The sequence below is a fragment of the Streptomyces sp. NPDC096079 genome (assembly GCF_040303145.1).
GTDB lineage: Bacteria > Actinomycetota > Actinomycetes > Streptomycetales > Streptomycetaceae > Streptomyces.
Genome location: NZ_JBEOST010000005.1, coordinates 212,609 through 236,871, shown reverse-complemented (window position 1 = coordinate 236,871; position 24,263 = coordinate 212,609). Strand labels below are relative to the sequence as shown.

Below are 24,263 nucleotides of genomic sequence, written 5' to 3'. Positions count from 1 at the left end.
GCCGGGCCCGGCCGGTGGCCTCCGGCTCAGGACCGTACGACGCCCTGGGCGCGGGCCGCGGCGAGCCAGGCGGGGAACTCGGAGACGAGCCTGTCGTACAGCTCGGCGTCCGGGACCCGGCTCGGGTCCTGGCCCGCGTGGAAGAAGCCGGCGTTGTCGAGGGGCCGCTTCGCCGGCACGTCGAGCTCGTCGAGGCGGCGCAGGAAGTCGAACTGCCGGCTGCCCGGGTCGCCGAAGCCGATGAACTGCCAGAAGATCGGCAGCCGGGCGGCCTTGCAGACGTACCGTTCGGCGGCGAGCTTGTTGATCGGCCCTCCGTCGGTCTGGAAGACGACGAGCGCGGGCGCGGTGGAGCCACTGTCCAGGTAGTGGTCGATGACGGCGTCCATGGCGAGGTGGTAGCTCGTCTTCCCCATGTGGCCGAGGGCGGCGACGATCCGGTCGATCCTGCCGACGTGGTCGTCGAGGCGGATGTCGGTCTCGGCGTCGATGTCCGTGGAGAAGAAGACGACCGGCACCCGGCCGTCGTCGTCGAGGTGCGCGGAGAGCCCGAGGACCCGGTCGGCCAGGGCCTGCACGGCGCCGCTGCGGTAGTACGGCTTCATGGACCCCGAGTAGTCGACGACGAGGTAGACGGCGACCCGCCGGCCGTCCATCCCGTTCCGTCGCAGCGAGGCCCCCGCCTCCTTGTAGGGCCCGACGAGCGCGGGCGCGGTCTCCTCGATCTTCCGCAGACTCAGTGCCATTTCTCCTGCTCCCCCTCCAACCGCTCGATGTCCGCGAGCATGGCGTCGGCCAGGTCGCGTTCGGCCCTGTGGTAGCGCTCGGCCCAGACCAGCGTCAGCCGTGGGTACGCCCAGGCCTCGTCGGCCCCCGCGTCCGCCACGTCCGCCTCGGCGCGGCGCCGCATCCGCTCCGCGTAGTCCCGGTGCGCGGCCAGGATCTCGCGCATCCGCGCGGGTTCGAGGAGGTGTCCGAGCCAGAGGCGGAGCATCGGCGCGTGCTTGAGGACGGGCGGGTCGAGGGGGGCCGTGCGCGCCCAGGTGCGGACGGCGTCGAGGCCCTCGTCGGTGATGAGGTAGACGCGTTTGTCGCGGGTGCCGGCCTCGGGGGCGACGAGCCGCGAGGTGGCGTACCCGTGGCTCTCCAGGCGCTTCAGCTCGGCGTAGACCTGGCTGAAGGAGGGACTCCAGTAGAAGAGGCCGAGGGATCGGTCGGACCACTTCTTGACGTCGTAGCCGGACAACTCCCGTCCGTGGGAGAGCAGTCCGAGCACCGCCCAGCTGGTCGCGGGAAGCCCTGGCACGCTCTCTCGGTCCACCACGGACGGCAGTCTACGGCCCTTCCCCCCTGGACCCATGCCTGCTAGAAGTATTTCGATTAGGCATAGTGCACGCCTGCCCCGGGAGGAGCGTCCCGTGAAGTTCTCCATGATCTTCGAAGCGCAGCTCGTCGACCCGACCCCCGACCGCGAGCACCAGGTCCTCCACGACTGCGTCGAACAGGCCGTCCTCGCCGAGGAGATGGGCTTCGACCGGATCTGGGCGGTCGAGCACCACTCCCTCGTCCAGTACGCCCACATGAGCGCGTCCGAGATCTTCCTGACCTGGGTCGCCGCCCGCACCCGGACCATCCGCGTCGGCCACGGCGTGGTCACCATGCCCTTCGGCTACCAGCACCCGGTCCGGGTCGCCGAACGCGCCGCGATGCTCGACGTGCTCTCCGGCGGCCGGGTCGACGTGGGCGCGGGCCGGGGCGCGACCCGCCAGGAGACCCGGATGTTCGGCGTACGTCCGGAGGACACCCGCCCGCAGACCGAGGAGGCCCTGCGGATCTTCGCCGCGGCCTGGCGGGAACCGGAGTTCGAGTGGCACGGGACCCTGGACATCGGCCCCGGCGCGGTCCTGCCCCGCCCCGTACAGACACCGCATCCGCCGCTGTTCATGGCCTGCTCGCAGCACGAGTCCCTCCGGCAGGCCGCCGAACTCGGCATCGGCGCGCTCGTGATGGGCTTCGCGGGCGCCGACGACGTCCGTGCGATGCGCGCGGCGTACGACGAGGCCATCGCCGCCAGGGACGGGTCGCGGTTCGTCTCCACGGAGGTCAACGACCACTTCTCCGCCCTCTGCCCGACGGTCGTCCTGGACGACCCGGCCCGCGCCCTCCGCCTCGGCACCCGGGGCCAGCGCTTCTTCGCCGAGTCGATCGCCCACTGGTACGGCGGCGCGCCCGCGCCCACGGGCTACGCGGAGGACGAGGACCACACGGGGGCGCTGGACGAGCAGCGGCAGAAGCTGATCGCCCGACTGCACGAGGCGGACATCCCGGCCCGCCCGGTCGACACCGGCACGTACAACACCGACCACGCCTACGGGGACGCGACGACGGCGCTCGCCTACGTGGAGCGGCTCCGGGAGATCGGCGTGGACGAGGTGATGTGCCTGATCCAGATGGGCACGGTCCCCCAGGAGGCCTGCCTGGAGACGATCCGGCAGTGGGGGGAGCACGTGATCCCGCGGTTCCGGGAGCCCGGGAAGGCGTGACCGGCCTGAACGGCGGAGTCGCGGCGGGGACGGGCGCGGCCGGCGGCCGGGGACGACGCCGGCACGGCCCGTGTCTGGAATCATGATGCTCCCGGGGCGCAGGACAAGGGAGTTGGGGGCACGGGTGAGCTCGACGACGGTGACGACGGAAGCGTCCCAGGGCACCGAGGAAGAGCCGGCCGGCAGGCGCCGGGCCCTCCTCATCGGCATCCGGGACGTCGACCACCTGGCCCGGCACCCACGCCTCGCCGCGCTCTACGCGCCCCTGGAGTGCGTCGACGGGGACGTGCGGCGCATCGAGGAGGCCCTGCGGGCCTCGCAGTACGAGGTGAGCACCCTGCGCCCGGGCCACCCGGACGAGGAGCGCCGCACGACGACCAAAGAGGTGATCGGGCAGACGATCGAGGACTTCCTGTCCACGTGCCTCCCGGGCGACACCGCCCTCGTCTACGTGTCCGGTCACGGCGTCGTGATCGACGGCCGCGACTACCTCCTCCCCTCGAACGCCACCCACCACCCCGACGGCACCCTCAACTCACGGATGCTCATCGAGACGAGCGCCCCCGTCCTCCTCTACGGGCTCCCGCAGGGCGTGACCGTGGTGGTCTGTCTGGACACGTGCCGCACGGACGTCCCCGGCACCGCGCCCAAGCTCGCCAAGCCGCTGGTGGGCGACGAGTACGAGAACGTCGTCTGGCTCCGTGCCGCCAGCCGGGACCAGTCGGCGTTCGCCGACCCCGAGCGGGGCAGCTACTTCGGCCTCGCCCTGGCCACGGCCCTGTCGCCGTCCCGACCGCCTCAGACCCTGGGCGAGGTCTACTCCTCCGTCCAGGGCCGCGTCGCCTGGCTCACCGAACGGCTCGCCGACCAGCCGACCGTCGAGCTCCTCGCCCCCGCGGGGCGCGAGTCCTGGGCACGGGAACTGCCCCTGTGCCGGGGATCGCAGGAGACCCTCCGCTGGACGCACGTCATCGAGAACGCCGCCCTGTGGAAGCACACGTCCGGAACCGAGGCCGCCCGCCTCCGGGTCCGGGAGAGCCTCTGCGAACTCGCCGCCGAGGTCGCACGGAGCCGGGTCGACAGGGAGGCACCGGTCTCCACCCCCTGGCACGACCCCGGCTATCCCGAGCGGGTGGTCCACATGCTCGGCCGGCTCGTCGAGGGGGCCCGCCTCGGACCGCGCGAGCTCCTCTCCCCCGCCGAGACGGCCACCCTGCTCGCCGCGCCGCTGCTGCACGAGGGCGTCGTCGCCATCACCCTGAGCGAGTTGGAGCGGCTCCGACCGGACCGGCTCGACCAGTGGGACGAGACACGCGGCGAGGACCCCGCGCGCGACGAGGACCGTCAGGTGTGCGAGGACACCGCTGACGTCTGCCGCGCCCACTCGCGCGTGAACCTGGCCGCCGAGGCCCTGCGGCGTCGCCATCTGACCGACGCCGTCACCGCCGCCGACCACTGGCTGCGGCACCGCTTCATCGCCGACTGGGACCGGCTCTGGGACCCCGAGGACGGCTACCCGGCCGTCGGTGCGCTGCTCCGCAAGGTGGTCGAGGCCGTTTCGGCCGGGGCGGAGGGCACCGCGCCACGGGCCTCCGACGTCGACCAGGCGGTCCGCCGCGTCCTGCCCCACATGACGGTCGAGCCCGGGTCGAGCCCCCGCATCGACGAATCCGACAGCCCCGCGTGGAGCCGGAGCGGCCGCCCCGTCCCCGGCAACCTCTGGCGCGACGAGGAGCTGGCCGGTCTCCTGTGGCTGTCGGCTCTGCTCGCCGCCGACCCGCGCCGGATGTCCAGCGTGCTCGTCGACCACCTGGGCGCGCACCGACCGCTCACGGCCAAGGCCGTGGTCGACGCGCTCGGCGGCCTCGGCTGGGACGAGATGTTCCCGGACGGCACGAAGACGTACGCGCTCCGCCTCACCTGCCCGCACCCGGCACTGCACTCCGCGCTCGAGGAGCTGGCGGCGACGGCGGACGGCTCCGTGCGGACCCGCCACCGCAAGTGGCAGGAGGCCGGACGCACGGCGCCCGACCTGCTGAGGGGACTGCCCCGCCGGGTGACCACCCAGTTCCTGAATCCGGTCGCCCGCACGTACACCAAACCCCTCGAACGCTTCCGTCTCGCCGAGGACGAGATCCGCCCCCTGCTCATGGGGACCCAGCTGTACGGCGACCGGATGCTCGCCGTCCGCGAGCTGTACCAGAACGCGCTCGACGCGTGCCGCTACCGGCAGCTGCGCGTCACGTACGGCCGGAAGCGGGAGCGCTACCACGGCCCGGACAGCGCTCCCGAGATCCACTTCCTCCAGGCGTACGACGGTGACCGCCTGTACATCGAGTGCAGCGACAACGGCGCCGGGATGAGCCGGGACAAGCTCACGTCGATGTTCGCGCGCGCCGGCAAGCGGTACGAGCAGGATCCCGACTTCGTCCAGGAGCGTCGCAACTGGCGACGGGCGGGGATGGACCCCACCCCTTTCAACAGCCGTTTCGGCATCGGCGTCTTCAGCTACTTCATGCTGGCCGAGGAGGTCACGGTCAGCACGGCCGCCATCGACCAGCACGGCAACCGTGACCACGCGGTCCAGCCCTTGGAGGCCACGGTCCAGTCGGGCTCCGGCCTGCTCCAGATCCTGGAGACCCACGGGGGCCCCACGCACGGCGGAACAGCCGTACGGCTCTACCTGAGCGCGGAGGACGACGAAGAGGATCCGCCGTCGGTGGTGGAGACGCTGCGGCGGCTGCTCTGGGTGAGCGACTTCCGGGTCACGGCGGAGGAGCGCGGGCGCGACGGGAAGCAGATCGGCTGGGCGGAGTGGAACCCGGGTGTTCTCCAGGCCGCCGAGGGCCGGGCCAGGGAATGGCACCGGGACCCGGTCAGCACCGGGACCGGCACGGGAAGCTGGATCGTGCAGGGAAGGGGACAGCTCCTCCTCGACGGCATCGTCATGGAGGAGGCACCCGCCGTCCACGGGTACGTCTTCAACCTGCGGGCGAGGCACCGCCCCGTACCGAGCGTCAACCGCAACTCGCTGCTCTCGTACGACACGAAGGGCGTGCAGGACGAGCTCCTCCGCGCCGTTCCCGACGCCGCAGGCAGTCTCAAGGAGGTGTCCATGCGGTGGCTGTGGCAGCTGGTGGAGCAAGAGCCCCGGCTCACCGTCCAGCTGTTCGAGCACCTGCCACACGACGCGACGGGGTTCCTGGCCACCACGTCCCGCGAGCACACGCCGTCCACCGCGTCCCTGTCCCTGCGACGAACCGGCGTGCTCCTCGTGGACAGCGACCAGCTGCGGTACACGCAAGCCGTACAGCCCTGGCTGACCGGCGGATCGGCAGAGGGGGTGGTGCTGCAGAAGTGGCGTCGGACGATGCTGGGGGTCGCAGAGCGCAGAGGTCAGTCGTTCGCGCCCGTCGGCTACCCCGAAGCCGCCGGCATTGACGCCCTGCTCTTCTCCGTTGATTCGTACGAAGGCGGCTGGGGCGCCGCGCTCCGGGCCGCGGCGATGGCGGAGATCCCCCTGGCACACAGTGTGCGGGCGCTCCGCAGGTACGCCATCACCGGTGCTCGCGTCCCCGTGGTGGAGAACATCGCGGAGCTGAGGAACATGGGGACACCCGCCCTGACGATGCTGGACCTCCACCGTGCCTACAAGGAGGTCACGTCCAGGAAAGCCCGCCGTCCGGCCTCCCACGCGCCGCTCCTCGCCGTGGCGGCCCGCCATGACGTGGCCCCGTCCCGGCTCCTGCCCGACCTGCGCGCCCTGATGCGCCTCGGGATCGCGATCCCGGACATCGAAGGCCTGGGCTCGGCGAACCTGAACAGGAAACCTCTCTCCTCCGAAGTCGCCCTCCTCGCGACGCGCGACGGGGACATGCGGGAGTGGCACGCCGGTGAGGTGCACCCCGTAGACCTCCTCATGCGCGCGCCCCTGCCCTCACAGCGCCGCCAGCTGTTCGACAAGCTGGACGCGCTGGCCCCGTTCGGCTTCTCTCGAAATGAAGCGGTGTCCGAGGAGACGTTCGATCACCCGCCCCTCGACTTCTTCGAAGAGCGGCTGCTGTCGGTCGACCTCGACGGCAGGTCTCCATGGCTGCCCAGCGGCCACCTGACAATGGAGCAGCTCGTCCATCGCGCCGCCACCGTGGGACGCCCTCTCGGCGAGGTGGCGAACGTGATCGACGGCCTCTCTGCCGTCACCGGCGTGACCGCACCCGCGATCCCGGTGTCCTGTCTGGCCTGGATCCCCGCGCCATGGATCAACTCGGCAGGTACCGACACCTTCCTGGGCTGGAGCCTTCTCTACGACGCGAGCGATCAGCCCAATCCTCCTGCTCCGGAGGAATTCCGGCGGGAGCTCGGCTTCATCGAGACATGTGGCTGCCTGTCGGGCCCCGTGGACCTGCTGGAGGAGCAGTACCGCGACCTTTCGCCTCTGCTCAGGGATCTTCTGCCGTTCTTCCTCGCCCCATGGTCGGACTACGCCTGCAGACGAGAGCTCGAAGAGGGAACCGTCGGCGTTCCGCTGCTGCTGAACCTCGCGGCGGATCGCAAGATCACACTCGCCGAGGCCCTAGACCGGTTGGCCCAGGCGGACATCCGCCTTCCACTCCGACTTCCGGAGATCCTCCCCGATCAAGCCGCGGGCCTGGCGCCCGGCCGGACGGAAGTCGCCCGACTCACCCAGCCCGCCGAGGACTCGGGACTCGTGTTCAAGCCCCAGCTGACTCCGCAGGACGTCCTCTTCGTAGCCAAAGCTCGCCTGTCCAACCTCGGTGATGCCGCAGCGTCCCTCGACGCCTACCGCTGCCTCGGCGCCCCCGCCCTCCCCGGCTCGGGGATCGTCACCGGGGCTCTAGCCGCGCTCGAGCCCACCGACTTCGACCTGGCGGCCTTCGACGACGGGCTTCTCGGGCCCGGGATGCTCGGTCCGCTCGAACTGGTCCTGGTGGCCGGTCGCTTCGGGTGGACGCTCGGGGAGACGTACGACCGGTACGCACCCTTCGCGGCGCTGGGGCTCCACGTGACGACGCCCGAACCCGTCGGCACGGAGAGGGAGATCGTGCCCGGCTGGGCCGATGTCATCGTTCTCACCGAGCAGTTGACCGGACGCTCCCCCGCCATCGCGGGAACCGTCAGCTCCGAGCACGTCGTTCTCTGTGCCGAGGAGACGGAGCGGTCCGGGGAGGACGTCCTGGAACTGCTGCGGCTCTACGCCCGACTGTTCGAGCTCGACCTTTCCGCATCCGGAGGAACCCGCCCATGAGCTCCGCCAGGCCCTACACCGTGACGAGGCGCCCACTGCACCAGCCGCTGACCACCTTCCTCTGGGAGGTCTCGCACGGTCCGACGGAGGTCGTGGCCACTGGCGAGTGCCCCGAGTGCCGGTGTGTGACCACGCGCCGGTGGGAGGAGTACCAGCACGTGTCCAAGGGGCCCGCCTCAGGCTGGTGGAAGGACTTCGACAACGGGGAGCCCAAGCGGGTGCACTGCCACTGCACGAGCTGGCACGTGGATCGCCCCTCCCACGTCCGGAACGGCTGCGGAGCCCAGTTCTACCTCGCGATGCCGCCACAGGGGCTGTCGCTGTGAGCGCTCACGACTTCACCGAGGACGAGCTTGACGACGCGTACAGCCGGGTGCTGGCTATGGCGACACCGCCGGAGCAGCTGAGGATCGCCCGGCAGCAGGCGGAGGGGTACCGGAACTTCCTGACCTCGATCACCGGGCTGCTCACCGTCGTCTTCGTACTGAAGGGCCAGGAGAACCTGAGCAAGATGACCACCGGCCCGCGCTGGTGGGTGATCGGCCTCCTCGCGAGCGGGTTCCTGCTGCTCCTGGTGGGGTCCTGGATGATGGTCTCGGCCGTCCATGAGAAGCCGGGCCGGATGCAGGTCTCCGACGCGAAGCTGCTCCTCGTGTACGAGCGGACCCGCGCGAAGGCCGTCCGCCGCATGACCGGCTGGGCCCGCTGGATGGGATTGTTCGGCGTCGTCGCGGTGTCCGCGGCCTCCCTCGTCACCTGGATCTGGCCCGGGAAGAGCTGAGAACGCACCGCAGCACCTCCCAGGCGTCCGGTCGGGGACATTCGGGAGGTGCTGCGCTCAGTTCCGCACGTCGTTGTACGGGACGTTCTCGGGGCCGTCAGACCGTCAGGGCACGGTCCGTCGGGCGGATCGGGGCCGGCAGGGAGCTGGCGCCCGTCAGGTAGCGGTCCACTCCGCGGGCGGCCGAGCGGCCCTCCGCGATGGCCCAGACGATGAGGGACTGGCCGCGGCCGGCGTCGCCGGCGACGAACACGCCGTCGACGTTGGTGGCGAAGTCCGCGTCACGGGCGATGTTGCCCCGTTCGTCCAGGTCCAGACCGAACTGGGCGACCAGGCCGTTCTCCACGTCCGTGCCGGTGAAGCCCATCGCGAGCGTGACCAGCTGGGCGGGGATCTTCCGCTCCGTTCCCGGCTTCTGGGTCAGCTTGCCGTCGACGAACTCGACCTCGACGAGGTGGAGGAACTGGACGTTGCCGTCCTCGTCGCCCTCGAAGTGGGTGGTGGAGACGGAGTAGACCCGCTCGCCGCCCTCCTCGTGCGCCGAGGTGACCTTGTAGAGCATGGGGAAGGTCGGCCAGGGCTGGCCCGCCGCCCGCTCGTCGCCCGGCTTCGGCATGATCTCCAGCTGCGTGACCGAGGCCGCGCCCTGGCGGTGCGCCGTGCCGACGCAGTCCGCTCCGGTGTCGCCGCCGCCGATGACCACGACGTGCTTGCCCTCGGCGGTGATCGGCGGGGCCACGAAGTCGCCCTCGACGACCTTGTTGGCGAGCGGCAGGTACTCCATCGCCTGGTGGATGCCGTTCAGCTCCCGGCCCGGGACGGGCAGGTCGCGGGCGGTGGTGGCACCGGCGGCGATGACCACGGCGTCGAACCGCTTGCGCAGGTCCGTCGACGTCAGGTCACGGCCGATCTCGATGCCGGTGCGGAACTTGGTGCCCTCCGCGCGCATCTGCTCGATGCGGCGGTTGATGTGCCGCTTCTCCATCTTGAACTCGGGGATGCCGTAGCGCAGCAGGCCGCCGATGCGGTCGGCGCGCTCGTACACGACCACGGTGTGGCCGGCCCGGGTCAGCTGCTGGGCGGCGGCGAGACCCGCCGGGCCCGAGCCGATGACGGCGGCGGTCTTGCCGGACAGGCGCTCGGGCGCCTGCGGCGTGACGTCGCCTCCGTCCCAGGCCTTGTCGATGATGGAGACTTCGACGTTCTTGATGGTGACGGCCGGCTGGTTGATGCCGAGCACGCACGCGGCCTCGCACGGAGCCGGGCACAGGCGGCCGGTGAACTCCGGGAAGTTGTTCGTGGCGTGCAGCCGCTCCGACGCCGCCGCCCAGTCCTCGCGGTAGGCGTAGTCGTTCCACTCGGGGATCAGGTTCCCGAGGGGGCAGCCGTTGTGGCAGAACGGGATGCCGCAGTCCATGCAGCGGCCGGCCTGCTTGCTGATGATCGGCAGCAGGGAGCCGGGGACGTAGACCTCGTTCCAGTCCCTGACGCGCTCGCCCACCGGCCGGGTCTGGGCGACTTCGCGCCCGGTGGTCAGGAAGCCCTTGGGGTCAGCCATGGGACGCAGCCTCCATCATCTTCTCGGTGGTCTCGGTCTCGGAGAGACCGGCGAGCTCAGCGGCGTCCTTGGCGGCGAGCACTGCCTTGTACGTGGTGGGGATGATCTTGCTGAACCGGGCCGCGGCGGCGTCCCAGTCGGCGAGGAGCTTCTCGGCGACCGTCGAGCCGGTCTCCTCGAAGTGGCGGCGCACGACGTCGTGCAGCCAGGTCCTGTCGGTGTCCGACAGGGCCTCGATCGCCTCCAGGTTCCCGGAGTTGACGTTGTCCCGGTCGAGGTCGACGACGTAGGCGACACCGCCCGACATGCCGGCCGCGAAGTTGCGCCCGGTCTCGCCGAGGACGACCGCCGTGCCACCGGTCATGTACTCGCAGCCGTGGTCGCCCACGCCCTCCGAGACGACCAGGGCGCCCGAGTTGCGGACGCAGAAGCGCTCGCCGGTGCGGCCGCGGAGGAACAGCTCGCCGCCGGTGGCGCCGTAGCCGATGGTGTTGCCCGCGATGGTCGAGTACTCGGCCAGGTGGTCGGCGCCCCGGTCCGGGCGGACGATCACACGGCCGCCGGAGAGGCCCTTGCCGACGTAGTCGTTGGCGTCGCCCTCCAGGCGGAGCGTGACACCGGCCGGCAGGAAGGCGCCGAAGGACTGGCCCGCGGAACCGGTGAAGGTGATGTCGATGGTGTCGGCCGGGAGGCCGGCACCGCCGAACTTCTTCGTGACCTGGTGGCCGAGCATGGTGCCGACCGTGCGGTTGATGTTGCGGATCGCGACCTGGGCGCGGACCGGCTGGGCCTCCTCGGCGGAGGCGGCGCCCAGGGCCTCGGCGGCGAGCTGGATCAGCTCGTTGTCGAGGGCCTTCTCCAGGCCGTGGTCCTGCTCGATCCGGGCGTGGCGGACGGCGCCCTCGGCCAGCTCCGGCACGTAGAAGAGCGGCTCCAGGTCGAGACCCTGCGCCTTCCAGTGCGTGACCGCGCGGCTGGTGTCGAGCAGCTCGGCGTGGCCGACGGCCTCTTCGAGGGTGCGGAAGCCCAGCTCGGCGAGGAGCTCGCGGACCTCCTCGGCGATGAACTCGAAGAAGTTGACGACGAACTCGGGCTTGCCGGAGAAGCGGTCGCGCAGGACCGGGTTCTGGGTGGCGATGCCGACCGGGCAGGTGTCCAGGTGGCAGACGCGCATCATGACGCAGCCGGAGACGACGAGGGGAGCGGTCGCGAAACCGAACTCCTCGGCGCCGAGCAGCGCGGCGATGACCACGTCACGGCCGGTCTTCAGCTGGCCGTCGGTCTGGACGACGATCCGGTCGCGCAGGCCGTTGAGCAGCAGCGTCTGCTGGGTCTCGGCGAGACCGAGCTCCCAGGGGCCGCCCGCGTGCTTCAGGGAGGTCAGCGGGGAGGCGCCCGTTCCGCCGTCGTGGCCGGAGATGAGGACGACGTCCGCGTGGGCCTTGGAGACACCGGCGGCGACCGTGCCGACGCCGACCTCGGAGACCAGCTTCACGTGGATGCGGGCGACCGGGTTGGCGTTCTTGAGGTCGTGGATCAGCTGGGCCAGGTCCTCGATGGAGTAGATGTCGTGGTGCGGCGGCGGCGAGATGAGGCCGACGCCGGGCGTCGAGTGACGCGTCTTGGCGACCCACGGGTAGACCTTGTGGCCGGGCAGCTGGCCGCCCTCGCCGGGCTTGGCGCCCTGGGCCATCTTGATCTGGATGTCGTCCGCGTTGACCAGGTACTCGCTGGTGACGCCGAAGCGGCCGGAGGCGACCTGCTTGATCGCGGAGCGGCGCGCCGGGTCGTACAGGCGGTCCGGGTCCTCGCCGCCCTCACCGGTGTTGGACTTGGCGCCCAGCTGGTTCATGGCGACGGCGAGCGTCTCGTGCGCCTCGCGGGAGATGGAGCCGTACGACATGGCGCCGGTGGAGAAGCGCTTGACGATCTCGGAGACCGGCTCGACCTCGTCGATCGAGATGGCCTCGCGGCCGGACGCGAAGCCGAACAGGCCGCGGAGCGTCATCAGGCGCTCGGACTGCTCGTTGACCCGCTCCGTGTACTTCTTGAAGATGTCGTACCGCTTGGCGCGCGTGGCGTGCTGGAGACGGAAGACGGTCTCGGGGTCGAACAGGTGCGGCTCGCCCTCGCGGCGCCACTGGTACTCGCCGCCGATCTCCAGGGCGCGGTGCGCCGAGGGGACGCCGGAGACGGGGTACGCCTTGGCGTGGCGGGCGGCGACCTCCTTGGCGACGACGTCGAGACCGGCGCCGCCGATCTTGGTGGCCGTGCCGTTGAAGTACGTGGCGACGAAGGTCTCGTCCAGGCCGACGGCCTCGAAGACCTGGGCGCCGCGGTAGGAGGCGACGGTGGAGATGCCCATCTTGGACATGACCTTGAGGACGCCCTTGCCGAGCGCGTAGATCAGGTTCCGGATGGCCTGCTCGGGCTCCAGGCCCTCGATGAAGGTGCCGGCGCGGACCAGGTCCTCGACGGACTCCATCGCCAGGTACGGGTTGACCGCCGCGGCGCCGTAGCCGATGAGCAGGGCGACGTGGTGGACCTCGCGGACGTCGCCGGCCTCGACCAGCAGGCCCACCTTGGTGCGCTGCTTGGTGCGGATGAGGTGGTGGTGGACGGCCGCGGTGAGCAGCAGCGAGGGGATCGGCGCGTGCTCGGCGTCGGAGTGCCGGTCGGAGAGCACGATCAGGCGGGCGCCGCCCTCGATGGCGGTGTCGGCCTCGGCGCAGATGGCCTCGATGCGGGCGGCGAGGGCGTCGCCGCCGCCGGAGACGCGGTAGAGGCCGGAGAGGGTAGCGGCCTTCATGCCGGGCATGTCGCCGTCGGCGTTGATGTGGATGAGCTTGGCGAGCTCGTCGTTGTCGATCACCGGGAAGGGCAGGGTGACGCTGCGACACGAGCCGGCGGTGGGGTCGAGCAGGTTGCTGCCGGGGCCGAGGGAGGAGCGCAGCGAGGTGACGAGCTCCTCGCGGATGGCGTCCAGCGGCGGGTTGGTGACCTGCGCGAAGAGCTGCGTGAAGTAGTCGAAGAGCAGCCGCGGGCGGGCGGACAGGGCCGCGATCGGCGAGTCCGTGCCCATGGAGCCGAGCGGTTCGCCGGCGGTGCGGGCCATCGGCGCGAGGATGACGCGGAGCTCTTCCTCGGTGTAGCCGAAGGTCTGCTGGCGGCGGGTGACCGAGGCGTGGGTGTGCACGATGTGCTCGCGCTCGGGGAGGTCGGAGAGCTCGATCTCGCCGGTCTCCAGCCACTCCTGGTAGGGGTGCTCGGCGGCGAGGGCGGCCTTGATCTCGTCGTCCTCGACGATGCGGTGCTCGGCGGTGTCGACGAGGAACATCCTGCCGGGCTGCAGGCGGCCCTTGCGGACGACCTTGGCGGGGTCGATGTCGAGGACGCCGACCTCGGAGGAGAGGACGACGAGGCCCTCGTCGGTGACCCAGTAGCGGCCGGGGCGCAGGCCGTTGCGGTCGAGGACCGCGCCGACCTGGACGCCGTCGGTGAAGGTGACGCAGGCCGGGCCGTCCCAGGGCTCCATCATCGTGGAGTGGTACTGGTAGAAGGCGCGGCGGGCCGGGTCCATGGTCTCGTGGTTCTCCCACGCCTCCGGGACCATCATCAGGACCGCGTGCGGCAGGGAGCGGCCGCCGAGGTGGAGGAGCTCCAGGACCTCGTCGAAGGAGGCCGAGTCGGAGGCGTCCGGGGTGCAGATCGGGAAGATCCGCTCCAGGCAGCCCTCGCCGAAGGCGGTGGAGTCGAGCTGCGCCTCGCGGGCGGTCATCCAGTTCCGGTTGCCCTTGACGGTGTTGATCTCACCGTTGTGGGCGACGAAGCGGTACGGGTGGGCCAGCGGCCAGCTCGGGAAGGTGTTGGTGGAGAACCGGGAGTGGACCAGGGCCACGGCGGTGGCGCAGCGGCGGTCCGACAGGTCCGGGAAGAAGGGCTCCAGCTGGCCGGTGGTCAGCATGCCCTTGTAGACGATCGTGCGGGCGGAGAGCGACGGGAAGTACGTCGCGGCCTCGCGCTCGGCGCGCTTGCGGAGCACGAAGGCCTTGCGGTCGAGCGCGATGCCCGTGGCCGCGCCGTCGGCGTCCGCCACGAAGAGCTGGCGGAAGACCGGCATGGTGGCGCGGGCGGAGGCGCCGAGCAGCTCGGGGGCGACGGGGACCTCGCGCCAGCCGAGGACGGTGAGGCCCTCCTCGGCGGCGATGGTCTCGATCCTCGCGGCGGTCTCGTCGGTGCCGTCCTCGGGGAGGAAGGCGATGCCGACCGCGTACGCGCCGGCCTCGGGGAGCGTGAATCCGGCGACCTCGCGGAGGAAGGCGTCCGGGACCTGGAGCAGGATGCCGGCACCGTCACCGGAGTCGGGCTCGGAGCCGGTGGCGCCGCGGTGCTCGAGGTTGCGCAGTACGGTCAGCGCCTGCTCGACCAGCGCGTGGCTGGCTACACCGGTGAGGGTGGCCACGAACCCGACGCCACAGGCGTCGTGTTCGTTACGGGGGTCGTACATCCCCTGCGGAGCGGGGCGACCGTCCATGGGCGACCAGGCGTCGGAACGCATCGGCTCTCCCGTCGTCGTCGTGGCATATGGAGCTGCCGAGGGACGACGTTGGCCCTCCGCGAAATTTCGTGCAGGTTACATGATGGCTGGCTTCTCGCGAAGTGGATAGCTCATTCCAGCATGCGGACACCGCCGGTACGGAGCGGTGGTGTGGGTTCACCTGTGGTTCTGCTGTGGGGGTGCGGCGACAGAGGCTGTCCCGCGGGGGACGGATCGAGGGTCCGGAGGCTCTTCGGGTCTCCGGCGACCCGTCACTGGGGGGTGGGCTTCGTTGCCCGATGACGCTCAGGCCTCTTTCCCGTTGGTCACGGGTTCGAAACCGCCGGGTAACCGGCTACTTATGTGGCGACCCGCATAGTGTCTCATCGCGGCGGCGGATCGGACCAGGGATATACGTCACAGCCCTTATGGGTCGGTTCGCCCCGTCATGGGCGTACGAAAAGACCGAGAGGCCCGCTTCGGGGCCTCTCGGTCTTCTGTGTGGGTACGGAATCCGCACGCCCCCGCGGGGCTACAACGCTGCGCCGAAGAGCATGCCGAGTCCGTACGTGACGGCCGCCGCGGCACCACCCAGGACGAGCTGGCGCATACCGCTGAAGAGCCAGCCGCGCGCGGTCACCCGGGCCACCAGGGCGCCACAGGCGAACAGCCCGAGGAGCGCCAGCAGCACGGCCGGCCAGAGCGCGGTCGCGCCGAGCAGGTACGGCAGGACCGGGAGGAGCGCGCCGAGGGCGAAGGAGCCGAAGGAGGAGACGGCGGCGACGATCGGCGACGGCAGGTCGTCGGGGTCGATGCCGAGCTCCTCGCGGGCATGGATCTCCAGGGCCTGCTCGGGGTCCTTCGACAGCTGCATCGCGACCTCGCGGGCGAGGGCGGGCTCGACGCCGCGGGAGACGTAGAGCGCGGCGAGCTCCTCCATCTCGTCGATCGGGTGCTTGCGCAACTGGCGGCGCTCGACGTCCAGTTCCGCCTGGACGAGCTCGCGCTGCGAGGCGACGGAGGTGTATTCGCCGGCCGCCATGGAGAAGGCGCCGGCGGCGAGGCCCGCGAGGCCGGTGATGACGACGGTCCCCGAGGCGACCGCGCCACCGGCGACACCGGTCATCAGGGCGAGGTTGGAGACGAGTCCGTCCATCGCGCCGAACACCGCCGGGCGCAGCCAACCGCCGTTCACGTCGCGGTGCGTGTGGTTGTCGCGGTGGGCCTCGTGCAGTGGCGCCTGAGCTTCGATGATGGACATGGTTCTCCCCTCGTTCCGGCGGGCCGGGATGCACCCGCCGCCCCCAACACCCTCGAAAATACGCGCGATGTAAGGGGCCCGCCAGCAAGCCAGGCCGTACTTACTAAGGCCCGCCTCACTGAGGTGACCCCTATCTGGCGAGGTGTCAGCCGGGTGACAGAGACGTTTCTTCGGCGAGTTCACGGCCCGTGGTGGCACAGATCCAGGCATCGGGGCGCCGCCGTCGGCGCCTCCACCGAGGAAGGGGCGCGAGATGGTGAACAGCACGGCCTGCGACACGCGTGAACGGGCGAGAGGGGCGCTCCTCGGCCTCGCCGTCGGCGACGCGCTCGGCGCACCCGCCGAGAACATGCGGCCCTCCGAGATCCGCCGCCGCTGGGGCCGCATCGAGGGATTCGTGACGGACAGCCCGGCGGGCACCGACGACACCGAGTACGCGATCTTCTCGGCGCTGCTCCTCGCCCGGCACGGCTCCGCCCTCACCGTCCACCACGTCGAACGGGCCTGGCACCACTGGATCGCCGACCTCGACGAAGGCCCCTTCCGCGGCGCGGGCTTCTCCGAGCGCGGCACCCTGGAGAACCTCCGCCGGGGCCTCGCCGCCCCCATCTCCGCCCAGCACCGCCACGCCTGGAGCGACGGCCTCGCGATGCGCGCGGCCCCGTTCGGGGTGTTCGCCGCGGGCCGCCCGGCGGAGGCGGCCCGCCTCGTGGCGATCGACGGCAGCGTCAGCCACGACGGCGAGGGCATCTACGGAGGCCAGGCGGTGGCGGCCGGCGTGGCCGCGGCGATGGCGGGGGCGACGGTCACCTCGGTGATCGCCGCGGCCCTCTCGGTCGTCCCCATGGACTCCTGGACGGCCCGCTCGCTGCGCCGCGCGGTCGTGGCGGCCCAGCGCGTCCAGCCGGACCCCCTCACCCGCGAACGCCAGGTCCGCTCGGCCGTCGTCATCGGCGGCTACCCGTGGACGGACCTGGCCCCGGAGGCGGTCGGCCTCGCGTTCGGCGCGTTCGCGGCGGCCCGGGGCGACTTCCGTACGGCGGTCCTGACCGCGGTCAACATGGGCCGCGACGCCGACACGACGGCCGCGGTGGCGGGCGCCCTGGCAGGCGCGGCGGGCGGGGTGGACGCGATCCCGGAGGACTGGGCCTCGGCCATCGCCCCGGTGACGGGCAGCTGCCTCCCGTCGATGCGCGGCTACCACGTCCTGGACATCGCGGACCTGCTCACCCCGGAGGAGGCGGCATGAGCGCGGACCTGACGACGACGAGCCCCCAGGGCACCACCGAACCCTGGGACCCGGCTCCGGAGGACCTGACACGCCCGGACGTGACCCTCACCGCGCAGGAACTGGCACGCCCGGACGTGACCCTCACCCCGCAGGAACTGCCACGCCCCGACGTGACCCTCACCCCGCAGGAACTGCCACGCCCCGACGTGACCCTCACCCCGCAGGACCTGGCACGCCCGGACGTGACCCTCACCCCGCAGGACCTGGCTCCGCGCGGGCTTCCTCCGGTGCCGGGCGCGGGCGACCCGGGGCTCGCGCCGCTCGGCAGCGCCCCGGTGCGGGGCACCGGCTCCTGGGGCGGCACCCCCAGTGCTCCGCGGGCGAGCGCGCCGCGCAGGGCGACCCGCGACAGGACCGAGGGCCTCCTCCTCGGGCTCGCCGCGGGCGACGCCGCCGGGTGGCCCGCCGCCCGGCACCGCGCGGCCCGCATGCCCGAATGGACCCGCCGCCTCACCCGCGAACTCGACACCTTCGCCGAGCAGAACGCGACGACCACCCTCCCCGTCCCCATCGCCCTCAACCAGCCGCCCGAGCCCCTCCGTCTCGGGCCCTCCGACGACGCCGAGTGGGCGGTCTTCACCGCGGAGGCGATCCTCACCGCCGAAGGCCCCGTCTTCGCCGCCCTCCCCCCGGACCGCCGGCTGCGCGCGGCCGTGGACCTCTCCTGGAACGTCCTCGCGGGCCAGGTCGCCGCCGCCGCGGACCGCGCGCCCGAGGTCGAGTCGGCCGTACTCCCCCTGCGGGCCCGGATCTCGGTGCGCGCCGGCCTCGGCAACCTCGCCACCGGCCTGCGCCCGCCCGCCACCGGCCACGACAACCCGCACTTCTTCGACGACGCGGCCTGCGTGCGGGCCGCCGTCCTCGCCGTCGTCCACCCCGGCGACCCCCGCGCCGCCGCCGAACTCGCGGAGTTCGACGCGCGGTACACCCAGGACGGCGACGGCGTCCACGGCGCCCGCGCGACGGCGGCGGCCGTCGCCGCGGCCCTCGGCGGGGCGACGGCCGCCGAGGCCGTCGAGGCGGCGCTCGCCGAACTCCCGCCCGTCACCGAGATCGGCCGCAACGCCCGGCACGCCGTCAAGCTGGCGCAGGCCGCCGACTCGGCCTTCGCGCTGGTCCCGCTCCTGGAGCACCAGATCGTGGACCACGTCTACAGCTACGGCATCGCCGCCGCCGAGACGGTCCCGGTCGCCCTGGCCCTCACCGCCGCCGCCCGGGGCGAGATGACGGCGGCGGTGCCGGCGGCCGCCTGCCTCTCCCGGGTCGCCGACTCGGCCCCGGCGCTCGCGGGCGCGCTCACCGGCGCGCTGGGCGGCGGCCGTTCGGTCCCGGCGAGCTGGCGCGAGGCGTGCAGGACGCTCGCGGGCTGCGCGCTGCCCCGGCTCGCGGGGACGGACCTGGTGGAACTCGCCGGGCTCCTCGGAGCCACGGAACCGGCCGCCCCAGGTGGACAATTCCGACATGACACCCACACTGGATGTGCCCACCCTGGATGACCGGATCACCGGCAGTCTCCTCGGGGCCGCCGTCGGCGACGCGCTCGGCGGCCCCGTGGAGGGCTACACCCCCGAACAGATCCTGGAGCGCCACGGCGGCCGCGTCACCGGGATCGTCGGCCCCTGGAACGGCGGCGACTGGCGCACCGCCCGGCCCATCGCCCCGTACCACAAGGGCGACGGGCACGTCACCGACGACACCTTGATGACCCACGCGCTGATCCGGGTGTACGAGAAGGTCCGCGGCCACCTCGACGCCCACGCGGTCGCGGACCACCTCGTCCCCGAGCTCATCGGCTCCCCCGTCTGGATCCCGGAGCTGGAGGCCGAGGCGCTCCCCCTCCAGCGGATCTTCCTCGCCGAGAAGTGGATCGTCACCCGGCTCCACTACGGCCACGTGGACCCGCGCGAGGCCGGCAACGGCAATGTCGTCAACTGCGGCGCGGCGATGTACATGGCGCCGGTCGGCCTGGTCAACGCCGCCCATCCGGCGGCCGCCTACGCCGAGGCGATCGACCTGACGGGCGCGCACCAGTCCTCGTACGGCCGGGAGGCGGCGGGCGTCTTCGCCGCGGCCGTCGCGGCGGCCTGCGCGCCGGGCGCGACTCCGGCGTCGGTGGTGGCCGCGGCGCTGTCCCTGGCGAAGGACGGAACGCGTGCCGCGATCGAAGCGGTCGCCGAAGTCGCCTCCGACCACACGGACTTCGAGACCGCGCTCATCCCCCTCCGCAGGGCGGTGGCCCCCTTCGACACCGTCGGACCCGACTACCGCGCGCCCTCCCTCGGCGCCCGCCGCCCCTCCCGGCTGCACGCGATCGAGGAGCTCCCGATCGCCCTCGGCATGCTGCTCGTCGGCGGCGGCGACTTCCGGCGCACGGTCCTGGGCGCGGTCAACTACGGCCGGGACTGCGACTCGATCGCCACGATGGCGGGCGCGATCACGGGCGCGCTGCGCGGCGAGTCCGCGGTCCCCGCCGCGTGGGCGAAGCAGGTGGCGGAGGCGAGCCGGCTGGACCTGCACGCACCGGCGAGGGCGCTGGCGGAGGTGGCCCGTGAGGTGTTCGCCCGGGACACGGCCCTGCGCAGGGCCCACGAGTCGGCCTTCGCGACCTTGACGGGCGCGGACCGGTGACCCTCCGCCTGACCTGGGTCCAGCCGGAGGACCTGGTGGGCCACGAGCTCCGTCAGGCGGCGGAGGACGGCCGCGACGCCGCCGCCGTCGCGGCTCGCTGGAGACGGGCGGGCGGCCCCCCGGCCCCCGGGTCGGCCGGCGCCTCCGCGACCCCCCGCCCGGACCTCCGCCCGCTCGCGGAAGAGCTCCTGGACACCCTGACGTCCCTCCCCTCCCCCCTGTCGGCCCACGAGCCCACGTCCCTGCGCGCGATCCAGGCGCTGACGCACCCGACGCCCCCCGAGCCCGTGCCCACGGGGCCGGGCACGGCGCTCCGGGACCGCCTCCACGCCGCCTGGCTGGGGCGGGCCGTCGGCTGTCTGCTCGGCAAGCCCGTCGAGAAGCTCCCCCTCCCCGCGATCCGCGCCCTCGCCCGCGCCGCCGGCAACTGGCCCCTCACGACGTGGTTCACCGCCCGTGGCGTCCCCCCGGAGCTGCTGGCCGCGCACCCCTGGAACCGCCGCTCCGCCACCACCTCCCTCGCCGAGAACATCGACGGCATGCCCGAGGACGACGACCTCAACTACCCCCTCCTCAACCTGCTGCTGCTCCAGCGGTACGGCCGCGGCTTCACCACCGCCGACGTCGCCCGCCTCTGGCTCGACGAGCTCCCCGCCGGCCGCGCTTTCACGGCCGAGCGCGTCGCCTACCGCAACCTCCTGGACGGCGTCGAACCCCCGCTGACCGCGCTCCGCCGCAATCCCTTCCGCGAGTGGATCGGCGCCCAGATCCGGGCCGACGCGCACGGCTGGACGCACCCCGGCGACCCGGTGGCCGCCGCCGCGCAGGCGCACCGGGACGCGGTGCTCACGCACACCGCCAACGGCGTCTACGGCGCCATGTTCGTCGCCGGGACCCTCGCCACCGCCGCGACCGGGACGGCGGACGTCCACCGGTCCCTCGCCTCCGGTCTCGCCGTGGTCCCGCCGCGCTCACGCCTCGCGGCGGCCGTCCGGCTGGGCATCGCGGCGGCCCGCGCGACCGACGACTTCGACTCCGTCGTCGACCGCCTGCACGCCGAACTCGGCGGGTACCACTGGGTGCATGCCGTCCCCAACGCCGCGCTGCTCGCCGCCGCCCTCACCCACGCCGACGGCGACTTCTCCCGCTCCGTCTGCGCGGCGGTCTCGGGCGGCTGGGACACCGACTCCAACGGCGCCACCGCCGGTTCGGTCGCCGGGCTGCTCGCCGGCCACCCGGACCGGCTGCCCGAGCGCTGGACCTCCCCCCTCAAGAACCGTCTGGCGACGTCGGTGCCGTCCTTCGACGGCATCGGCTTCGACACCCTGGCCGACCTGACACACACGGAGGCAGTACGCCCATGACCAGCATCGTCGTGCTCGGCAGTACGAACATGGACCTCGTCACCTATGTGCCACGCGCCCCCGCGCTCGGCGAGACGGTCACCGGCCGCTCCTTCCGTACGATCCCCGGCGGCAAGGGCGCCAACCAGGCCGTCGCCGCCGCCCGCGCGGGCGCGGAGGTGGCGATGATCGGGGCGGTCGGCACCGACGACTTCGGCGCACGGCTCCGCGCCACCCTGGAGCACTGCGCGGTGGACACCGATCTCCTGCGCACCACCGAGGGCTCCTCCGGAACCGCCCATGTCGTCGTCGACGACGACGGCGGCAACGCGATCGTCGTCGTCCCCGGAGCCAACGGCTCCGTCACCTCCCTCACCCACGGCGACGAGGCCCTGATCGGCACCGCCGACGCCCTGCTCCTCCAGCTCGAACTCCCCCTCTCCGTCGTCGTCGAGGGCGCCGCCACCGCCCGCCGGCTCGGCGTCCGCACCGTCCTCACCCCCGCCCCCACGCAACCCCTGCCGCCGGAACTGCTCGCCGCCACCGATCTGTTGGTGCCCAACGAGCACGAGGCCGCCGCGCTCACCGGACTCACCGACCCGCGCGCGGCCGCGCGGGCCCTGCTGCGGGACGTCCCCGAGGTGGTGGTCACCCTGGGCGCGGCCGGCAGCCTGTACGCGGCGCGCGGCGCCGAACCGCTCGCCGTGCCGGCGCCCCGGGTCCGGGCCGTGGACACCACGGGTGCGGGCGACACCTTCGTCGGCGCCCTCGCCGTCGCCCTCGGCGAGGGCCGTCCCGCTCCGGAGGCCCTCGCCTGGGCGCAGACGGCCGCCGCGCTCTCCGTCCAGCGCGAGGGCGCGTCGACCTCGATGCCGTACCGCGTCGAGATCGAGGCCGCCTTCCTCTCCCCCCACATCCTGGAGGCCGACGCCGTATGACAGCCCCGGAGAACCCCACGGCGCCCCTGCACGGGCTGCGCGTCCTGGATCTGGCGACGCTCTTCGCCGGCCCGCTCGCGGCCATGATGCTGGGCGACTTCGGCGCCGACGTCGTCAAGGTCGAGCACCCCCGCAAGCCGGACCCGTCGCGTGGCCACGGACCCGCCAAGGACGGGGTCGGCCTGTGGTGGAAGGTCCTCGGCCGGAACAAGCGGACGATCACCCTGGACCTCTCCTCGCCCGGCGGCCGCGACACGCTGCTCGCGCTCGCCGCCGACGCGGACGTCATCGTGGAGAACTTCCGCCCCGGCACCCTGGAACGCTGGGGTCTGGGCTGGGAGGAGCTCTCCACCGTCAACCCGCGTCTGGTGCTGGCCCGGGTCACCGGCTTCGGCCAGTTCGGACCGTACGCCCACCGCCCCGGCTTCGGCACCCTCGCCGAGGCGATGAGCGGCTTCGCCGCGATCACCGGTGAGCCGGACGGCCCGCCGACCCTGCCCCCCTTCGGCCTCGCCGACTCGATCGCCGCCCTCGCCACGGCGTACGCGGTGATGACCGCGCTCACGGCGAGGACGGCGACCGGGCGCGGCCAGGTCGTCGACATGGCGATCATCGAACCGATGCTCTCCGTCATCGGGCCCCACCCCCTCTGGTACGACCAGCTCGGTTACGTCCAGCCCCGGACCGGCAACCGCTCCCGCAACAACGCCCCGCGCAACACCTACCGGACCGCCGACGGCTCCTGGGTCGCCGTCTCCACCTCCGCCCAGTCGATCGCCGAGCGGGTGCTGCGGCTCGTCGGCCGGCCGGAGCTGGTCGACGAGCCGTGGTTCGCCGACGGCACGGGCCGGGCCGAGCACGCGGACGTCCTCGACGAGGCGGTCGGCTCGTGGATCGCCCGCCACACCCGCGACGAGGCGATGGCGGCCTTCGAGAAGGCGGAGGCGGCCATCGCCCCCGTCTACGACATCCGGGACGTCGTCGCCGATCCCCAGTACCAGGCGCTCCGCACCGTGACCGAGGTGGACGATCCCGAGCTGGGCCCGATCAGGATGCAGAACGTGCTCTTCCGGCTCTCCGAGACCCCCGGAGGCATCCGCTGGCCCGGCCGGCCGCACGGCGCCGACACCACCGCCGTCCTCACCGAACTCGGCCTCGGCCCCGCCGAGATCGACGCCCTCCGCGAGCAAGGAGCGGTATGAGCCCCCTCAGCGGCCCCGCCGGGACCGAACGGCCGGCGGCGGTCGCCACCACGCGCCCCTTCACCGCCCGCACCCCCCTCACCTGGCTGTACGCCCCCGGGGACCGCCCCGAGGTCGTCCGCAAGGCCCTGGTCTCGGGCGCCGACGTCGTGATCGTCGATCTGGAGGACGCGGTCGCCCCGCACCGCAAGGCGTACGCCCTCGACGCCACGGCCGATCTCCTCGCGGACCCCCATCCCGTCCCGGTCCACGTCCGCGTCCACACCCCGCACGACATCCCCACCCTGGCCCCCCTCCCCGGCCTCCGCGGTCTCCGTCTCCCCAAGGTGACACACCCCACTGACATCGCCCGGATCGCGGCCCTCGCCCCGGGCGTCCCCCTCTACCCGCTCCTGGAGAACGCCCTCGCCGTGGAGCACGCCCATGCCATCGCCACCGCCCATCCCGCCGTCCGCGGCATCGCCCTCGGCGAGGCCGACCTCCGTGCCGACCTGGGGGTACGGGAGGACAGCGGCCTCGACTGGTCGCGCGGGCGGGTGGTGGTCGCGGCCCGTGCGGCGGCGCTCCCGCCGCCCGCCCAGTCGGTCCACCCGGACGTCGCCGACCTGGAGGCGCTGGCCGCGGGCTGCGCCCGGGGCCGGGCCATGGGCTTCCTCGGCCGTGCGGCCATCCATCCCCGTCAGCTCCCGGTCATCGAGCGCGCCTACCTCCCGACGCCGCAGGAGGTCGACGCCGCTCGCGAGGTGGTCGAGGCGGCCGCGGCCGACCGGGGAGCCCTCGCCCTACCGGACGGCCGTTTCGTCGACGCGGCGGTGGTGGAGGGCGCGCGCCGGGTGCTCGCCCTCGCGGCCCGCGCGGGGTGACACACGCGGAAGGGCCGCCGGAACCTCTCGGTCCCGGCGGCCCTTCGTGGCA

Annotated in this window: 16 protein-coding genes; 11 read left to right on the top strand and 5 right to left on the bottom strand. The window is 72.7% G+C overall.

The features are described 5' to 3' along the window. Positions 1 to 26 precede the first annotated feature (26 nt). Positions 27 to 746 (bottom strand): VWA domain-containing protein, encoded by a 720-nt coding sequence (locus tag ABTY59_RS13460; protein ID WP_352019060.1) that lies wholly within the window; start codon positions 744 to 746, stop codon positions 27 to 29. Continuing rightward, positions 737 to 1,360, bottom strand: a complete 624-nt coding sequence (locus ABTY59_RS13455) for a helix-turn-helix transcriptional regulator (protein WP_403542417.1) — start codon at positions 1,358 to 1,360, stop codon at positions 737 to 739. The genes ABTY59_RS13460 and ABTY59_RS13455 overlap by 10 nt, the downstream gene beginning before the upstream one ends. Positions 1,361 to 1,418: 58 nt before the next feature. Here ABTY59_RS13455 and ABTY59_RS13450 point away from each other — a divergent pair, with 58 nt between their 5' ends. The 4 genes from ABTY59_RS13450 (at position 1,419) to ABTY59_RS13435 (ending at position 8,590) form a co-directional block, all read left to right on the top strand. Beyond that, positions 1,419 to 2,543 carry an LLM class flavin-dependent oxidoreductase gene (locus tag ABTY59_RS13450; protein WP_352019058.1) on the top strand — a complete coding sequence of 375 codons (1,125 nt, stop codon included), beginning with the start codon at positions 1,419 to 1,421 and terminating at the stop codon, positions 2,541 to 2,543. A 124-nt stretch (positions 2,544 to 2,667) separates the two neighbouring features. Further along, positions 2,668 to 7,809: an HD domain-containing protein gene (locus ABTY59_RS13445; protein ID WP_352019057.1), complete on the top strand. Its 5,142-nt coding sequence runs from the start codon at positions 2,668 to 2,670 to the stop codon at positions 7,807 to 7,809. Then, the gene (locus ABTY59_RS13440) at positions 7,806 to 8,135 is read left to right on the top strand and encodes a hypothetical protein (protein WP_352019056.1); all 330 of its coding nucleotides are present in this window, start codon (positions 7,806 to 7,808) and stop codon (positions 8,133 to 8,135) included. The genes ABTY59_RS13445 and ABTY59_RS13440 overlap by 4 nt, the downstream gene beginning before the upstream one ends. Continuing rightward, a complete protein-coding gene (locus tag ABTY59_RS13435; RefSeq protein WP_352019055.1) occupies positions 8,132 to 8,590 on the top strand; it encodes a hypothetical protein in 459 nt (152 codons plus the stop codon). Before ABTY59_RS13440 ends, ABTY59_RS13435 begins: the two co-directional genes overlap by 4 nt. Positions 8,591 to 8,687: 97 nt before the next feature. Here ABTY59_RS13435 and ABTY59_RS13430 read toward each other — a convergent pair whose 3' ends face one another. The 3 genes from ABTY59_RS13430 to ABTY59_RS13420 all read right to left on the bottom strand — a co-directional run bounded on the left by ABTY59_RS13430 (position 8,688) and on the right by ABTY59_RS13420 (position 15,946). Beyond that, positions 8,688 to 10,148, bottom strand: a complete 1,461-nt coding sequence (locus ABTY59_RS13430; RefSeq protein WP_352019054.1) for a glutamate synthase subunit beta — start codon at positions 10,146 to 10,148, stop codon at positions 8,688 to 8,690. Next, positions 10,141 to 14,706: a glutamate synthase large subunit gene (gltB, locus tag ABTY59_RS13425; protein WP_352019053.1), complete on the bottom strand. Its 4,566-nt coding sequence runs from the start codon at positions 14,704 to 14,706 to the stop codon at positions 10,141 to 10,143. The genes ABTY59_RS13430 and gltB overlap by 8 nt, the downstream gene beginning before the upstream one ends. Before the next feature lie 511 nt (positions 14,707 to 15,217). Further along, complete coding sequence (locus tag ABTY59_RS13420) at positions 15,218 to 15,946, bottom strand: VIT1/CCC1 transporter family protein (protein WP_352019052.1); 729 nt, start codon at positions 15,944 to 15,946, stop codon at positions 15,218 to 15,220. Positions 15,947 to 16,199: 253 nt separating this feature from the next. Here ABTY59_RS13420 and ABTY59_RS13415 point away from each other — a divergent pair, with 253 nt between their 5' ends. Genes ABTY59_RS13415 through ABTY59_RS13385 form a run of 7 tightly spaced genes read left to right on the top strand, consistent with a single transcriptional unit; the run spans position 16,200 to position 24,211 of the window. Continuing rightward, positions 16,200 to 17,195 (top strand): ADP-ribosylglycohydrolase family protein, encoded by a 996-nt coding sequence (locus ABTY59_RS13415; RefSeq protein WP_352019051.1) that lies wholly within the window; start codon positions 16,200 to 16,202, stop codon positions 17,193 to 17,195. Beyond that, entirely contained in the window at positions 17,192 to 18,733 is a 1,542-nt protein-coding gene (locus ABTY59_RS13410) for an ADP-ribosylglycohydrolase family protein (RefSeq protein ID WP_352019050.1), read from the top strand. The genes ABTY59_RS13415 and ABTY59_RS13410 overlap by 4 nt, the downstream gene beginning before the upstream one ends. Beyond that, positions 18,699 to 19,865 (top strand): ADP-ribosylglycohydrolase family protein, encoded by a 1,167-nt coding sequence (locus tag ABTY59_RS13405; RefSeq protein ID WP_352019049.1) that lies wholly within the window; start codon positions 18,699 to 18,701, stop codon positions 19,863 to 19,865. Before ABTY59_RS13410 ends, ABTY59_RS13405 begins: the two co-directional genes overlap by 35 nt. Then, positions 19,862 to 21,229 carry an ADP-ribosylglycohydrolase family protein gene (locus ABTY59_RS13400; RefSeq protein WP_352019048.1) on the top strand — a complete coding sequence of 456 codons (1,368 nt, stop codon included), beginning with the start codon at positions 19,862 to 19,864 and terminating at the stop codon, positions 21,227 to 21,229. Before ABTY59_RS13405 ends, ABTY59_RS13400 begins: the two co-directional genes overlap by 4 nt. Further along, on the top strand, positions 21,226 to 22,146 hold the full coding sequence (rbsK, locus tag ABTY59_RS13395) for a ribokinase (protein WP_352019047.1): 921 nt from the start codon (positions 21,226 to 21,228) through the stop codon (positions 22,144 to 22,146). Before ABTY59_RS13400 ends, rbsK begins: the two co-directional genes overlap by 4 nt. Beyond that, positions 22,143 to 23,348, top strand: a complete 1,206-nt coding sequence (locus ABTY59_RS13390; RefSeq protein ID WP_352019046.1) for a CaiB/BaiF CoA transferase family protein — start codon at positions 22,143 to 22,145, stop codon at positions 23,346 to 23,348. Before rbsK ends, ABTY59_RS13390 begins: the two co-directional genes overlap by 4 nt. Further along, the gene (locus ABTY59_RS13385; protein WP_352019045.1) at positions 23,345 to 24,211 is read left to right on the top strand and encodes an HpcH/HpaI aldolase/citrate lyase family protein; all 867 of its coding nucleotides are present in this window, start codon (positions 23,345 to 23,347) and stop codon (positions 24,209 to 24,211) included. The genes ABTY59_RS13390 and ABTY59_RS13385 overlap by 4 nt, the downstream gene beginning before the upstream one ends. The last annotated feature ends 52 nt before the right edge of the window (positions 24,212 to 24,263 follow it).